Source organism: Arthrobacter sp. 05T420 (assembly GCF_056396305.1).
This window is the reverse complement of record NZ_JBFTLG010000005.1, coordinates 1-14,317: the sequence shown is the minus strand read 5'-3', so window position 1 is coordinate 14,317 and position 14,317 is coordinate 1. Positions and strand designations below refer to the sequence as shown.

At 67.5% G+C, this 14,317-nt stretch carries 11 protein-coding genes; 3 read left to right on the top strand and 8 right to left on the bottom strand.

Annotation, left to right across the window (positions count from 1 at the left end; translation table 11 throughout):
• Positions 1-23 precede the first annotated feature (23 nt).
• Both AC1DEM_RS06365 and AC1DEM_RS06360 read right to left on the bottom strand, forming a co-directional pair.
• Positions 24-656 (bottom strand): hypothetical protein, encoded by a 633-nt coding sequence (locus AC1DEM_RS06365; RefSeq protein WP_476883674.1) that lies wholly within the window; start codon positions 654-656, stop codon positions 24-26.
• Positions 657-850: 194 nt separating this feature from the next.
• On the bottom strand, positions 851-1,756 hold the full coding sequence (locus tag AC1DEM_RS06360) for a LysR family transcriptional regulator (RefSeq protein WP_476883673.1): 906 nt from the start codon (positions 1,754-1,756) through the stop codon (positions 851-853).
• Between the two features lie 73 nt (positions 1,757-1,829).
• Between AC1DEM_RS06360 and AC1DEM_RS06355 the strand changes: the two genes are divergently transcribed.
• Together AC1DEM_RS06355 and AC1DEM_RS06350 are read left to right on the top strand one after the other, a co-directional pair.
• A complete protein-coding gene (locus tag AC1DEM_RS06355; RefSeq protein ID WP_476883672.1) occupies positions 1,830-2,837 on the top strand; it encodes an EamA family transporter in 1,008 nt (335 codons plus the stop codon).
• Positions 2,838-2,998: 161 nt separating this feature from the next.
• A complete protein-coding gene (locus tag AC1DEM_RS06350) occupies positions 2,999-3,358 on the top strand; it encodes a hypothetical protein (RefSeq protein WP_476883671.1) in 360 nt (119 codons plus the stop codon).
• A gap of 167 nt (positions 3,359-3,525) precedes the next feature.
• Here AC1DEM_RS06350 and AC1DEM_RS06345 read toward each other — a convergent pair whose 3' ends face one another.
• The 3 genes from AC1DEM_RS06345 to AC1DEM_RS06335 are packed head-to-tail and all read right to left on the bottom strand — an operon-like array spanning position 3,526 to position 8,787.
• Entirely contained in the window at positions 3,526-5,085 is a 1,560-nt protein-coding gene (locus AC1DEM_RS06345) for an FAD-dependent oxidoreductase (RefSeq protein WP_476883670.1), read from the bottom strand.
• Complete coding sequence (locus AC1DEM_RS06340; RefSeq protein ID WP_476883669.1) at positions 5,082-7,373, bottom strand: molybdopterin oxidoreductase family protein; 2,292 nt, start codon at positions 7,371-7,373, stop codon at positions 5,082-5,084. The genes AC1DEM_RS06345 and AC1DEM_RS06340 overlap by 4 nt, the downstream gene beginning before the upstream one ends.
• Position 7,374: 1 nt before the next feature.
• Positions 7,375-8,787, bottom strand: coding sequence for an MFS transporter (locus tag AC1DEM_RS06335; RefSeq protein WP_476883668.1), 1,413 nt, complete (start codon positions 8,785-8,787; stop codon positions 7,375-7,377).
• Between the two features lie 294 nt (positions 8,788-9,081).
• On the opposite strand from AC1DEM_RS06335, the gene AC1DEM_RS06330 reads away from it, so the two are divergent.
• On the top strand, positions 9,082-10,494 hold the full coding sequence (locus tag AC1DEM_RS06330) for an MFS transporter (RefSeq protein ID WP_476883667.1): 1,413 nt from the start codon (positions 9,082-9,084) through the stop codon (positions 10,492-10,494).
• Positions 10,495-10,623: 129 nt separating this feature from the next.
• On the opposite strand, the gene AC1DEM_RS06325 is transcribed toward AC1DEM_RS06330, so the two are convergent.
• From AC1DEM_RS06325 to AC1DEM_RS06315, 3 genes are all read right to left on the bottom strand, one after another.
• Positions 10,624-11,355, bottom strand: coding sequence for a glutamine amidotransferase (locus tag AC1DEM_RS06325; protein ID WP_476883666.1), 732 nt, complete (start codon positions 11,353-11,355; stop codon positions 10,624-10,626).
• Positions 11,356-11,427: 72 nt separating this feature from the next.
• A complete protein-coding gene (locus AC1DEM_RS06320) occupies positions 11,428-13,281 on the bottom strand; it encodes an acetyl/propionyl/methylcrotonyl-CoA carboxylase subunit alpha (RefSeq protein WP_476883665.1) in 1,854 nt (617 codons plus the stop codon).
• 156 nt (positions 13,282-13,437) lie between these two features.
• A complete protein-coding gene (locus AC1DEM_RS06315) occupies positions 13,438-14,139 on the bottom strand; it encodes a Maf family protein (protein WP_476883664.1) in 702 nt (233 codons plus the stop codon).
• Positions 14,140-14,317 lie beyond the last annotated feature (178 nt).

Sequence of the window (14,317 nt, the reverse complement as noted above, 5' to 3'; positions counted from 1 at the left end):
CGCGGCCGGGTAACCGGACGTTTTCAGGCGGTGGTTGCCTGTTGCTTCCCGGATGCTGTGCGCCCGTGGGCCATCCGGTCGGAGAGGAGGTAGCTGATTCCCGCGATCAGGGGGATCACGCTGGCAGCGACGATCGATCCGACCGGGCCAGACCTTGCGATGACCGTGATCACGAGCGGCAGCACGCCGAGGGCTACGAGCAGCCAGCCGGCCAGCACGGTCCGCTTCAGGCCGAGTACGGCGGCCGGGAAGGCAAGCGCGACGACGCTGACGGCAATGAGGGGTCCGTTTTCGCTGACGAAGCTGCGCAGGGCCGCGGGGTCGAAGGCCAACCACACGCAGGCGGCGATGAAGGCGGAAGACAGTGCGAGCAGCAGGGGAGCGGTAGGAGCCGGCCAGAACCACGCCGCGACCGCGAGGATGAGCATCGGCACCACCCAGGCCAGGGTAATCAGCATCGCGGCCGTTCCGCCGGGGTTCTGCAGCGAGTCGCCAACAATGACGATTCCCGCGAGGACCGTGAAGACCGCCATGATGGCCGCCCCGGTCCGGAGCAGCACTGCGGCCCGCAGCTGCGGATCCTTGTCTCGCGTCATGACCACGACGACGGCGAACACAACGATCGCGGCAAGCGCCAGAATAATCGGAACGTTCATGGGATGCCTCCTGCTGACGAACGGAGCCTACGATCATTCCATCCACACCACGGCTGCCGTGCCAAGGGGAGAAAGGCCCACTTCCCGTTGGCTTGGGGGTTCTCGAATTCTCACCCCCAGAGCAGGATCAGTCCGTCGCATAGGCTGGGCGCGAGCGGGCGATCAAACAGCCGGCAGCATGGGAAAACATGGCTCTAGCTTGCAGCTGGGCCTGCAATCTTGCGCAGGAGGCCGGCAAGGTGCTGAATGCCCGGGCTTTCGGTCATGGTCTTGCGGTGCACGATCCCCACATGACGAGCCGGCACGGGATGGACCGGTACAGTGACCACATCCGCGGGCAGTGCTGGCCTGCCGAGACGAGGCACGAGCGCCACCACGGCCCCTTGCTCCACCAGCGCGATGTGGGTTGCGAAGTCCGGATCGTAGACCTGGATATCCGGGACTCGACCCAGATCGGCAAAAATCCGCAACAGGGCCTCGTTGCAGATGGCGCCGTGCGGGGTGCTGATCCAGCGCTCATCAACCATATCGGCGGCTTCCACCTCCGCCCTTCCTGCCAGGGGATGGTTGCGGTGAACCAGCAGATCCGCGATGTCATCGCAAAGCCACTCGAGCACCACATGCTCAGGGATCACAAGCGGGACGGAGTTCCAGTCGTGGACGATGCCGAGGTCAGCTTCGCCGCCGGCTACGCGTGCCACCGCTTCACGTGGGTCCTCAGCCAGCACAGTGACGTCCAGATCGGTTCCGGAGGAAGAGAGCATGCCCAGCATCGGCCCCACCAGCCCCCGGCACGCGGTGGAGAAGGACACCACCCTTAGGCGGCCATACGGTTTGGCGGGATCGGCCAGGAGCGTGGACTGGAGTTCTTCCAGTTCGGCGAGAATGCGGCGCCCATAAGCGGCCAGGGCAAGTCCGCGTTCCGTCAGCAGCACCCCTCGGCCATGCCGCTCCAGGACCGAGAAGCCGGTCTGCTTTTCCAGCTTCTTGATCTGCTGCGATACCGCCGACGGGCTGAAGCCCATCACCTCTGATGCTGCAATGACGGAACCATGGTGCTCAATCGCTGCCAGCGCACGGAGCGCTCCGATGTCTATCATGAAGCAAACGTACATGCTATCCGGTATGAATCAACGCTGGTGCTTCATGCTCCTCTCTGTCAGGGTGGGGAGCGTGAACCTTCGCCATTCCTTGCTTGCCACCCTCGTCGCTGTCTTGTGGGGCCTAAACTTCGTGGCCATCGACTTGGGCCTCCACAGCAACGGACGCGACGTTCCGCCGTTGCTGTTCGTGGCCATGCGGTTTGTCCTGGTGGTCTTCCCCTGGATCTTCTTCGTGCGCAAGCCTGAGGTCAGCTGGGCAGCAATTGTCGGCGTCGGACTCTTCATGAGCGCCGGCCAGTTCGGGCTGCTGTACCTGGCCATGGCGCTGGGCATGCCGGCTGGTCTGGCCTCCCTGGTACTCCAGGCGCAGGTTCTGCTTACGGTTCTGTTGGCCGCCGTGTTCCTTGGCGAGCGGCCCAGCGGGCGTCAGTTGGCCGGCGTCGTACTTGGCGTCGCCGGCCTGGCGGTAGTGGCGGTGGGCCGCAGCGCCGTTGCCCCGCTACTTCCTTTCGTCATTGTGCTGGCCGCGGCGCTTTCCTGGGCTGTGGGGAACGTGGTTGCGCGCAAAGCCAAGGCGGCGTCGGGGCTTGGGCTGGTGGTCTGGTCCGGTGCGGTGGTCCCGCTCCCGCTCGCCGGACTTTCACTGATCATCGATGGTCCCGATGCCATCACCGCAACGATCGGAGACCTCCAACCCGCCACTGTCCTGAGCGCGCTCTACACTGCGGTTTTCGCTTCACTGGTGGGCTACGGGATCTGGAACCGGCTGCTCGCGAAATACTCGCCGTCGGCCGTGGTCCCTTTTACGCTGCTAGTGCCGGTCGTGGGGATGAGCGCCGCGTGGCTGGCCCTGCAGGAGGTGCCCTCGGCTACGGAAGTGGCTGGCGGACTGCTCTTGCTGGGAGGAGTGGCGACGGCGGTGCTCACCAGACGCGGTGGGCGGATTCAACGACAGGGCCCCGCTTTGCCGCCAGTTCTGGGCCCGGCTCCGGCCAGTGCCCTGCGGGTCGGAGACGCCGACGAACAAAACCTGCAGCGGCTGCAGGGATCAGCCAGTGGAAAACCGTCCGGGAACTGACCTAACGCAGTTCAGGGTCTGCCGCCCGCGGATGGACCGGCACTCCGACTCAGTTCCTGCATCCTTACGACGGGGAGAACCATACGGACGACATCTCCCATGCCGGCGATCAGGGAGGAAGGCCCCTACCTCCAAGCGTTCCGCATAGGCATAATGTCGCCATGTTTATTTTTGTACTCTTGGCCATCTTGTTACTGGTGGTGTTTTGGCAATACATCTTGGCGGGGATTGGCCTGTGGGTGCTCGTGCTCATCATGCGAGCCGTGGTCAACTGGACGCTGGCCGGTCCGAAGCCGAACTACCCCCGGAAGCCCGTCCAGGCCCGGCCTGCGGCCAGATTTGTCACGACCCGGCCCGCGGCCAGGCCTGTGCGGACCCGGCCTGAGTCTAGTTCCAAGCCCAAGCCTGCCCGGGAGCTGCCCTCGCCCGAATATCTGCCCAGGTGGACTGCTAACCGCCGGCTGGACGCGGGCCGCGAGCATGCCCAGTGGCAGGCGATGTTCGACAACACAGCGCAGTAAAACAGTCCGGGGCGGCTGGGCGCCGCAAAGGGTGAGCGGCCGCGCCGGTGTCCGACGAAGAAGGGTATTCCACCTCCGGGGCGTCGGAACCATGGCCCGGCTCAGCGGTGCGTCGCGGCACCGTTTCTGACGTGTGCCTCCGCCTTGTTCGGCGTCCGGACTCCTGCCTAGGCAACCGCGCCCTGAAAGTGGGTCTCAATGATCCCCTTGATGTCGTCGTGGCACCCGCCGCAGCCGGTGCCGGCACGGGTGGCCGCGGATACCTCGGGCACCGTCCCGCAACCCTCGGTAACAGCAGAAGCAATGGCCGTCCCGCTGACGCCGGCGCACCGGCAGACCGTCCGGGAAGGGTCCACGGAGCCCGCCCTGGCGGCCTGGTCCGGTCCGTCCAGGCGCAGCAGCAGTGACCTGTCCGCAGGGAGTTCGGCGCCGCGCTCGAACAGCTGCACCAGCTCGGCCGAGGTGCGGGGCATGCCGACGGACACGAGGCCTTCGAGGACACCGGCACGGGTGGTCATCTTGACGTAGCGGCCGTGCTCGGGATCGGCCCACTGGGCGATCTGCAGCCTGGCCCGGCCGTTCACGGCCCCGGCGGTCAGGGCTTCCTCGTCCCACGGGTCTGCGGCAACAACCCCGGCCACGGCCATGTTCATGCCGCGGGCCTTGAGCACGATCACGCCCGGCAGTTCCGCGGGAAGGGAGGTTAGTGCCTCGGCCTCCGCGTCGGCGCCGGATGCCAACAGGGTCAGATAGTCGGCGAGCCATTCGGCCTGCCGCCAGCCCGGCCCCACCAGCCCCGACGGGCCGCGCGAGGTCCGGCACTGAACGCACTCGGGGTCCGGGCAGCGGACCTCGGCGCAGTCGCCGATCGCAAAGATGTGGGGCTCGTGGTGGGCGCGGAGCTTGTGGTCCACCAGGATCCCGGCGGCGGTGGAGAGACCGCAGCCTTCCGCCAGTTCGGTCCGCGGCCGGACGCCGCAGGAGAGCACCAGGAGGTCGCCGTCGATCGCGGAACCGTCATCGAGCAGCAGGGCCGAGAAGCCGCCGTCGGGCGCGTTGTGTTCCACGCCGACAGAGCGGGCGTTGCCGGCCACCCGCACGCCGCAATTCCGCAAGGAGGCCGCGAGCACGGAGCCGCCGCCGCGGTCGATGTTCCGGCCCAGGGGATGGGGGCCGTTGTGCACCACGGTCCCGGTGGCGCCTTCCTCGGCCGCGGCGAGGGCCGTCTCCAGACCCAGCACACCGCCGCCCAGGACCACCACGCGCTTGCCGCCCGCCACCGCAGCGTGGAGCACGGCCGCGTCGCGGAGATCCCGCAGGGCGGTCACGCCCGGCGGCAGCACCGGCGCGGCCGGGTCCGGGTTGAGCCCGGTGAGGTTGGGGATGACAGGGCGCGAACCCGTGGCGAAGACGAGCCGGTCGTAGCCGGGGGAGGTGCCGTCGCCCAGCAAGACCCGCTGCCGGGCACGGTCCACGCGGCGGACGCGGACGCCCAGCCGGACATCGACGCCGTCGGCCACCAGCGCCGCCGCGTCGGCGAGGGCCAAGGCTGCCGGCGTGGTGCGTCCGACGCCAAGATCAGCCACCAGCACGCGGTTGTACGCCGCCTCGGACTCTTCCCCGACCACAGTCAGGTGCGCGATGCCGCTGCGCACGGCCGGCAGCAACTCGTCGATCAGCCTCGCGGCGACGGGCCCGAAGCCCACCACCACAATCCGCTCAGTCATGAGGTCTCCTCTGCTTGAAGAACGCGGGCCGGAGCGCCGCTGCGATTGCCGGCCGCGCCCCCGGAGAGAGCGTCTCCGGAAACCGCCCGGCGGATCCACACCTTGCTGGTCTTGAACTCGGGCATCCCGGAAATGGGGTCCGTGGCGGCCTCTGTGAGCCGGTTGGCGCTCTCAAGTTCCGGGAAATGGAACGGCAGGAACACCGTCTCCGGCCGGATGTCCGCGCTCAGCTCGGCACGGCAGCTGACCACGCCGCGCTCGTTGGAAATCGAGACGTAGTCGCCGTCACTGATGCCCTGGGCTGCGGCCGCGGCGGGGTGCAGCTGCAGCCGCGCCTCCGGCTGGGCTTCGGCCAGCGCGGCCACCCGGCGGGTTTGCGCGCCGGACTGGTAGTGCTCCATGAGGCGGCCGGTGATGAGCGTCATCGGCCTCCCGGCGCAGTCCGCTCCGGACTGCTGAGCGCCGGCGCGTTCCGCCGCGGCCACCGGGGCCGCGCCGGCAGAAGGCGCACGACGTCGGGGCGTCACCGCCGTGAACACGGCCAGGCCGCCGGCATGGGCAAAGGCGTCCAGGAACAGCCTCGGCGTTCCGTCGCTTCCGGCGGGGTAGGGCCAGTAGGCGGCCTCGCCGCGGTCCAGCATGGCGTAGTCGATCCCGGAGTAGTCGGCCAGGCCGCCGGAGGACGCGAGCCGGAGTTCCTCGAACACGGTTTCCGGGTCCTCGCTGAACGTGGACGGCGCCTCCAGCAGTTCGGCCAGCCGGGTCATGATCCACAGCTCGCTGCGGACACCGGGCGGGGGAGTGAGGGCCCGGCGGCGGCGCAGCACGCGGCCCTCGAGGTTGGTCAGGGTTCCTTCTTCCTCGGCCCACTGGGTGACCGGCAGGACCAGGTCCGCCTCGGCAGCGGTCTCGGAGAGGAAGAAGTCGCACACCACCAGGAAGTCCAGGCTGCGCAGGCCCGCGATCACAGCGTTGGCATCCGGGGCGGACACCGCCACGTTGGCGCCGTGCACGAAGAGGCACCGGACGCCGTCGGGCTGTCCGAGGGACTTGAGAAGCTCGACGGCGGGGAGTCCGGGGCCGGGGATGAGGGTTTCGGGTACGTCCCAGACCTTTGCCATGTGGGCGCGGGCGGCGGGATCGGTGATCTTCCGGTAGCCGGGGAGCTGGTCCGCTTTCTGCCCGTGTTCGCGGCCGCCCTGGCCGTTGCCCTGGCCGGTGAGCGTGCCGTAGCCGCTGCGTGCGGAGCCCGGCAGGCCCAGCAGGAGGGCGAGATTGATGGCGGCCGTGGCGGTGTCAGTGCCGTCGACGTGCTGTTCGACGCCGCGGCCGGTGAGGATGTAGCTGCCGCCCTTGTGGGCGCCGTCGGCCAGCCGCCGGGCGGTTTCACGGATCAGACCCGCGGGGACGCCGGTGATCGACTGGACCCGTTCCGGCCAGAAGCTTCCGACGCTGCGGGCCACGGCCTCGTAGCCGGAGGTCCGGTCCGCGATGTACCCGGCGTCGGCGAGGCCTTCGTGGATCACGGCGTGCGAGATGCCCAGGAGCAGGGCGAGGTCGGTGCCGGGCAGTGGCTGCAGGTGCAGGCCGCCGCCGTCGGAAGTGAACGCCGCGGTGGCGGAGCGGCGGGGGTCGACGACGATCAGCCCGCCGGCGTCGCGCGCACCCTGGAGGTGCTGGACGAAGGGCGGCATGGTCTCGGCCACGTTGGAGCCGAGCATCAGGATGGTGCTGGCGGCATTGAGGTCCGCCAGCGGGAACGGGAGCCCGCGGTCCAGGCCGAACGAGCGCATGCCGGCCGCGGCGGCCGAGGACATGCAGAACCGGCCGTTGTAGTCGATCCGCGAGGTGCCCAGGGCCAGCCTGGCGAACTTGCCCAGCTGGTAGGCCTTCTCATTGGTGAGGCCGCCGCCGCCGAACACGCCGACGGCGTCCGACCCGTGCCCGGCGCGGGCCTGCTTCACGGCCGCGACGATCCGCGTCAGGGCCTCGTCCCAGCTGACCGGGCGGTGGACGCCGTCGGCGCCCCTCAGCAGCGGCTCTGTGACGCGGCCGGTGTGGTTCAACAGCGAGGCTGAGGTCCAGCCCTTGCGGCACAGGCCGCCGCGGTTGGTGGGGAAGTCCCGTCCGGCGACTGTCAGGAGCGGTGCGGCGACGGCGGGTGCAGTTTGTTCCGTCACGGGCTCTGACCCCGGCTGGACAGCCGGGGTCAGAGCCGCTGGAGACGTCAGCGTCATGGCGCACTGCAGGGCGCAGTAAGGGCAGTGCGTGTCGGCGCTTTTGGTCATGTTAGACGTGTCCCATCGCATTTCGGTTGGCGTTGCGGATGTAGAAGAACCAGCAGACGGCCAGCATCAGGACGTAGGCGCCTACGAATCCGTAGAACGCCGGGGTGTAGGAGCCACTGGCGGAGTTCGAGGCGTTGAGCACCTGCGGGATGACGAATCCGCCGTAGGCGCCGATGGCCGAGACCAGGCCCAGGGCCGAGGACGCGAGCCGCTGGGTGGTTACCGTGCTGGCACCTGACTTTGCTGCCCGGCTTGAGGTGGCGAAGATGATGGGGATCATCCGGTAGGTGGCACCGTTTCCGAAGCCGCTGGCGGTGAAGAGGAGCAGGAACAGGCCCAGGAACAGCCAGAAGTTCTTCAGCGGCAGCGTCCAGATCATGGTGAGGGTGATGACGGCCATGGCAGCGAAGGCGGAAACGGTCATCCGGGCGCCGCCCATGCGGTCCGCCATGCGTCCGCCGTAGGGGCGGGCCAGCGAGCCGACCAGCGGGCCGAGGAAAGCGAGGGACAGGGCCACGGTTCCGACGCCGATCGAGGAGAACGCCGGGAAGTAGTCCTTGATGAGCTTGGGGAACACACCGGCGAAGCCGATGAACGAGCCGAATGTGCCGATGTACAGCAGCGCCATGATCCACAGGTGAGGCTCCTTGAGCGCGGCGAGCGAGCCCGCGACATCGCCCTTGGCGCTGGTGAGGTTGTCCATGTACTTCCAGGCGCCGAACGCGGCGAGCAGGATCAGCGGGACCCACATGAGGCCGGCCACGGGCAGGTTGACGGTGCCGGCGGCCAGGAGGGTGATGGCAATCGGAACGGCCAGCTGTGCGACGGCGGCACCGAGGTTGCCGCCGGCGGCGTTCAGCCCCAACGCCCAGCCCTTTTCGCGGGCCGGGTAGAAGAAAGTGATGTTGGCCATCGAGCTGGCGAAGTTGCCGCCGCCGAAGCCCGCGAGGGCGGCCACGAACAGCATGGTGCCGAACGGGGTCTCCGGGTTGGAGACACACATGGCCAGCCCGATCGAGGGGATGAGCAGCAGCAGGGCCGAGACAATGGTCCAGTTGCGGCCGCCGAAGCGGGGGACCATGAACGTGTAGGGGATCCGCAGCGTGGCGCCCACCAGGCTGGGCATGGAGATCAGCCAGAAGATTTCCGAGGTGGTGAAGGTGAAGCCGGCCGCGGGGAGCTGTACCACCACAATCGACCAGAGCTGCCAGACCACGAAGCCCAGGAACTCGGCGAAGATGGACCAGTTCAGGTTGCGCCGGGCGATGGAGCGGCCGGCCGATTCCCACTGTTCCTTGTTTTCTGCATCCCAGTTGGCGATCCAGCGGCCGGGCCGGTGGTCGAGGGTAAGGGCGCCGGTGCGGGCGGCGCCGGCATCTGCAGTGCCGATTTCGGCGGTGCGTTCAGCAGTCACTTGGGAGACCTCCTTGGGGGGTGTTGTCCTTCCAAAGTAGGGATGCCGCGTTTCCGGGACGGTCGCCCTTTATTAACGCGCTGTGACTTTTGCCTATCAGGGCTTTTATGACGGTGTGAGAATAGGTGTGACGACCACCACGTGAGACAACGACACGGCGTCCAAATAACGGACTATTTGTCCATTGACTGGACGGTGGGAACTATTATCGGACATATACGAATCCCTAGCCGGCGGCCCCGGGCATCGGGCTCTTGGGGAACATCCGACCGGTCTTCATGAAAGCGTTACTACATGTCATCCACTGCAACCTCCGCGGAGCATGGGTCCACCAAGCAGGTGAATTCGCGCGGCCGCGTGATTGTCGCCAGCCTGATCGGCACCACCGTCGAGTTCTACGACTTCTACGTGTACGCCACCGCTGCCGTGCTGGTCTTCCCCTCCTTGTTCTTCCCGGCGCAGAACGAGACCGCCCAGCTGCTGGCATCCTTCGCTGTATTCGGCGTGGCGTTCATCGCCCGCCCGCTCGGCTCGATCATTTTCGGCCACTTCGGCGACAAGTTCGGCCGCAAGGGAACCCTCGTGGCCTCGCTGCTGACCATGGGTATTGCCACCTTCCTGATCGGCTGCTTGCCGACGGCGAAGGTGGACGGATGGGAATTCTGGGCTCCGGCCCTCCTGGTCGTCATGCGCTTCTTCCAGGGCCTTGCCCTCGGTGGCGAGTGGAGCGGTGCGGCCCTGCTGGCCACCGAGAATGCCCCGGCCAACAAGCGCGCCATCTACGGCACCTTCCCGCAGTTGGGGGCCCCGATCGGCTTCATCATCGCCAACGTGATCTTCCTGGTCTTCAGCTACACCCTGTCGCCGACGGCCTTCATGGAGTGGGGCTGGCGCGTGCCGTTCCTGCTCAGCGCTGTCATGGTGATCATCGGCCTCTACGTCCGGCTCAAGCTGATCGAAACCCCGGCGTTCACGAAGGTCATCGAATCCAATGAGGTCGCCAAGCTGCCTCTCGCCCGGGTCTTTAAGAGCAGCTGGCGCCACCTGATCCTGGGCACGTTCATCATGCTCGCGACTTACGTGCTCTTCTACTTGATGACCACGTTCACGCTGACCTACGGAACCCGGGCCTCCAGCCTTGATGCCGCCAAGGCTGCAGCCGAGAAGGCGGGCAAGCCGATGACCGAGGCCGCGGCCGCGGCGTTTGTCCCAGGCCTGGGCTACACGCGCAACGACTTCCTCTGGATGCTGATTGTCGGCGTCGTGTTCTTCGGCATCTTCACCCTGGTCTCCGGTCCCCTGGCCGAGAAGTTCGGCCGCCGCAAGATGCTCATCGCCGTGACGGTCGGTATCATCGCGTTCGGCCTGCTGTTCGTCCCGCTGTTCAGCGCCGGATTCGTGGGCACCATGGCGCTGCTGATCATCGGGTTCTCCCTCATGGGCCTGACGTTCGGGCCCATGGGTGCGCTGCTGCCGGAGCTGTTCCCGACGAACGTCCGGTACACCGGCTCGGCCATCAGCTACAACTTCTCCAGCATCCTGGGTGCGGCAGTGGCCCCGTTCATCGCCGTCTGGCTCTGGGAAGTGGGCAAGGGCAGCCCGGCGCTGGTCGGTGTCTACCTCGCCGCCATGGCCGTGCTGACGCTGATTGCCCTGTTTGTGAGCAAGGAAACGCGCGATCTCGACTACACCAACAACGTAGCCTGACGCTCCAGCCCAGTTGCTGACGGAAATGCCCGGTGTGTTCCTCGAACACGCCGGGCATTTCCGTGTCGGCCGGAAAGCAACCGGGCAGGAACGCGCGGCGCGGCAAGCGGGACGGCAAGCGGCAGGGGTTTAGCTCGCGTAGCGCTCCACGAAGTTCCGCAGGATTTTCATCGGTTCCGTCGCGGTGAACCGCCGGGCGTCTTCCATGAGCATTTCGGCCGATTCCGGCGGGAAGTACCCGGCGTGGCGGTAGATATCGATCCTCGTCACGAGCCCGTCGGCATCCAGCTCAGGGTGGAACTGGGTGGCGTACAGGTTGGTTTTGATCCGGAACATGTGCACGGGGCAGGCGGCCGAGCTCGCCAGGAGCACCGCGTGGGCGGGCAGGACGGTGCAGGCTTCCTTGTGGCCGGTGAACGCAATGAAGCTCTCCGGCAGTCCGCGCAGGAGGGGATCCTGCAGCCCTTCCGCCGTCAGTTTGATGGTTACGCCGCCGAGCCCTTCACCATACGTCCGGTCGATCACGGCGCCCTGGTGCAGTCCGAGCGTGCCGACGCCGTAGCAGGCGCCGAGGAACGGGAAGTCCTCGGCCACAATCCGGTCCAGCAGCACCGCGAGTTCACGCTCCACCCGGTGCTGGGCGGCGCTCTTATGCTCGGCCGGGTCGCTGGAAGTGAAGGGACTGCCGCCTACAATGACGCCCGAATAGTCGGACAGTTCCAGGTCAGGCAGCGGGGCGGCTTCCATCCGGATGCGGTGCAACTGCTCCGGCTTGAGTCCGCAGTAGCGAAGATAAGCGAGGTATTCGTCCTCGGCGGCGGTGTCTTCAGCGCGCGAGGCGAGGAGCAGGAATGGCTTCACACTCCAAGTCTCTACCGGCCGGTCACGGGGGCGCCAGAGGCGCGCCCGCGACCGGCCGCGTCATGCAGTCGCTTACTGTGCGTCGCCGTCCTCGATCATGGCGATCACGGCGCCTGCGGCTACAGTCTCGCCAGCCGCGGCGGCGAGGCCGATCACGATCCCGGCGCGGTGGGCGGTAAGCGGCTGTTCCATCTTCATCGCTTCGAGCACGACGACGAGATCGCCCTCAGCGACCGTGTCACCTTCGGCCACGGCCACCTTCACGATGGTCCCCTGCATGGGGGAGGTCAGGGCGTTGCCGCTCGCGGCCACGGCAGCGCCACCGCCGCGGGAGCGCTTCTTGACCTTGGCCGGCTTGGAGCCGCCCGTGTTGCTGACCGAGCCCAGGGAAGCCGGCAGTACGACTTCGAGGCGCTTGCCGCCGACCTCGACGACGACGCGCTGGCGGTCGCCGGCGTCGGCCGCTTCAGCCTCGGTACCGGTGGGGGTCCAGGCGGGAATGTCATTGACGAAGGCGGTCTCGATCCAGCGCGTGTGCACCTTGAACGCGCCGTCGACCGGTGCGAAATCGGGGTTGGTAACAACCGCGAGGTCGAACGGGATGACGGTGGGTATGCCTTCCACCACCATTTCCTCGAGGGCCCGCCGGGCCCGCTGCAGGGCCTGCGTACGGGTGGCGCCGGTAACGATCAGCTTGGAGAGCATGGAGTCGAAGTTGCCGCTGATGACATCGCCCTGTTCCACGCCGGAATCGATGCGGACGCCGGGGCCGGTGGGGTTCAACAGCCGCGTGATGGTGCCCGGGGCGGGCATGAAGTTCCGGCCCGGGTCCTCGCCGGTGATGCGGAATTCGATCGAGTGGCCGCGGACTTCCGGGTCGCCGTAGCCGAGCTCCTCGCCGCGGGCCAGCCGGAACTGCTCGCGGACGAGGTCGATTCCGGTGACTTCCTCGGAGACACAGTGCTCCACTTGAAGGCGGGTGTTGACCTCGAGGAAGGAGATGGTGCCGTCCTGGCCGACGAGGAATTCGCAGGTGCCGGCGCCAAGGTAGCCGGCCTCCTTGAGGATGGCCTTGGAGGATTCGTAGAGCCGGCGGTTCTGCTCTTCGGTGAGGAAGGGGGCCGGGGCTTCTTCGACGAGCTTCTGGTTGCGGCGCTGGAGCGAGCAGTCGCGGGTGGAGACCACCACGACGTTGCCGTGGGCGTCCGCGAGGCACTGGGTCTCGACGTGCCTCGGTGCGTCCAGGAAGCGCTCGATGAAGCACTCGCCGCGGCCGAAGGCGGCGGTGGCCTCGCGCACGGCGGATTCGAAGAGTTCGGGGATTTCCTCGCGGGTGCGGGCCACCTTGATGCCGCGTCCGCCGCCGCCGAAGGCCGCCTTGATGGCCACCGGCAGGCCGAACTTGTCCACGAACTCGAGGATTTCCGCGGCGGATTCGACCGGGTCGGCGGTGCCGGGGACCTGCGGGGCGCCGACTTTTTCGGCGATGTGGCGTGCCTGGACCTTGTCGCCCAGGGCCGAAATAGCTTCGGGGGAGGGCCCGATCCACGTGATGCCGGCATCGATCACCTTGGCGGCGAACTCGGCGTTCTCGGCCAGGAACCCGTATCCGGGGTGGATGCCGTCCGCGCCGGACTGGCGGGCGACGTCGATGATCTTGTCCATCACGAGGTAAGACTCCGCGGCGGTGTTGCCACCGAGTGCGTAGGCCTCGTCGGCGAGCCGGGCGTGCAGGGCGTCGCGGTCGGGGTCGGCGTAGACAGCCACCGAGGCGATGCCTTCATCGCGGGCGGCGCGGATGATGCGCACCGCAATTTCTCCGCGGTTGGCGATCAGCACCTTGGTCAGCCGGCGGGTGCCCGCGGCTGTAGATGACTGTGTTGATCCCGGCACGGTGGGTGCGGACTGCTCCGAATTTGCTGACAAGGCGTCTCCTTCTTTCCTTCAGGGAGCCTAGCGCGCTTTTGAGGGTTCCGCCGATATTACTTGCGGATTCCGCGCGTATACGGCCCTTCCTTTGTAGGGTTGCCACAAAGGGCGGCTAATTGGCTCACTCCGGCCCACTCGGTTCTTGATCGGTCTTTACTCGGCTCGGACGTCCGCCGGATCCACGGCCCCGCCGGTCCAGAGCTCGGTGATGCCCACATTTGCCTGTCCAAGCAGCGCGCGCAGGGTGGAGATGGAGAGCCCGACGACGGTGTGGGGATCGCCGTCGACCTTGCGGATGAACGCCCCGCCGTAGCCGTCGATCGTGAAGGAGCCGGCGCACTGGAGCGGCTCGCCGGTGGCGATGTAGGTTTCGATTTCCTCGGCGCTCATCTCCATGAAGTGCACCTCGGCGGAGGATACCGAGCCCAGGGTGGCGCCGGTGCCGCGTGCGGCGGGGACGCCGTCGTCCGTGCCTTCGCCGTCGGTGTCGCTGTCTGTATCGCGGCAGTCCACGAGCCAGTGGCCTGTGTGCAGGACGCCCATGTTGCCGCTCATGCGGAGCATACGTTCGCGGGCGACGTCGGCCGTGTAGGGCTTGCCGTGGGCCTCGCCGTCGAATTCGAAGACCGAGTCGCAGCCGATCACGAGTGCGCCGTCCGCCTCAGGCAGGGACGCGACGGCCTCGGCCTTGGCCCGGGCGAGCAGCAGGGCGGTGTCATGCGGATCCGTCACGCCGTAGCGGGCCTGGACGGCGTCCTCGTCCACATCCGAGACGAGGACCTCGTGCCGGATGCCGGCATGGCTGAGCAGCTTGGTGCGGGCGGGGGACTGGGAGGCAAGAATCAGGCGGGTCACTGAACAAGCCTAGTCCACCGCCTCCAGAGCAACGCGGGGTCACTTGGCGCCCATCCGGAGGGGGCAAAGTCAATCAGTGGGAGCAACGCAGGGGGTTAGGCTGCGTGCAGCAGCTGGTTCAGCCGGTTGGCTGGGGTTTCCAGGTTCAGGGTGGGCCGGGGCCGGCGGTTGAGTTTCG

What these genes read in the sequence shown, in the direction of transcription:
- AC1DEM_RS06365 (WP_476883674.1), bottom strand. Translation starts at nt 656, where the DNA reads ATGAACGTTCCGATTATTCTGGCGCTTGCCGCGATCGTTGTGTTCGCC.
- AC1DEM_RS06360 (WP_476883673.1), bottom strand. Translation starts at nt 1,756, where the DNA reads ATGATAGACATCGGAGCGCTCCGTGCGCTGGCAGCGATTGAGCACCAT.
- AC1DEM_RS06350 (WP_476883671.1), top strand. Translation starts at nt 2,999, where the DNA reads ATGTTTATTTTTGTACTCTTGGCCATCTTGTTACTGGTGGTGTTTTGG.
- AC1DEM_RS06345 (WP_476883670.1), bottom strand. Translation starts at nt 5,085, where the DNA reads ATGACTGAGCGGATTGTGGTGGTGGGCTTCGGGCCCGTCGCCGCGAGG.
- AC1DEM_RS06340 (WP_476883669.1), bottom strand. Translation starts at nt 7,373, where the DNA reads ATGACCAAAAGCGCCGACACGCACTGCCCTTACTGCGCCCTGCAGTGC.
- AC1DEM_RS06330 (WP_476883667.1), top strand. Translation starts at nt 9,082, where the DNA reads ATGTCATCCACTGCAACCTCCGCGGAGCATGGGTCCACCAAGCAGGTG.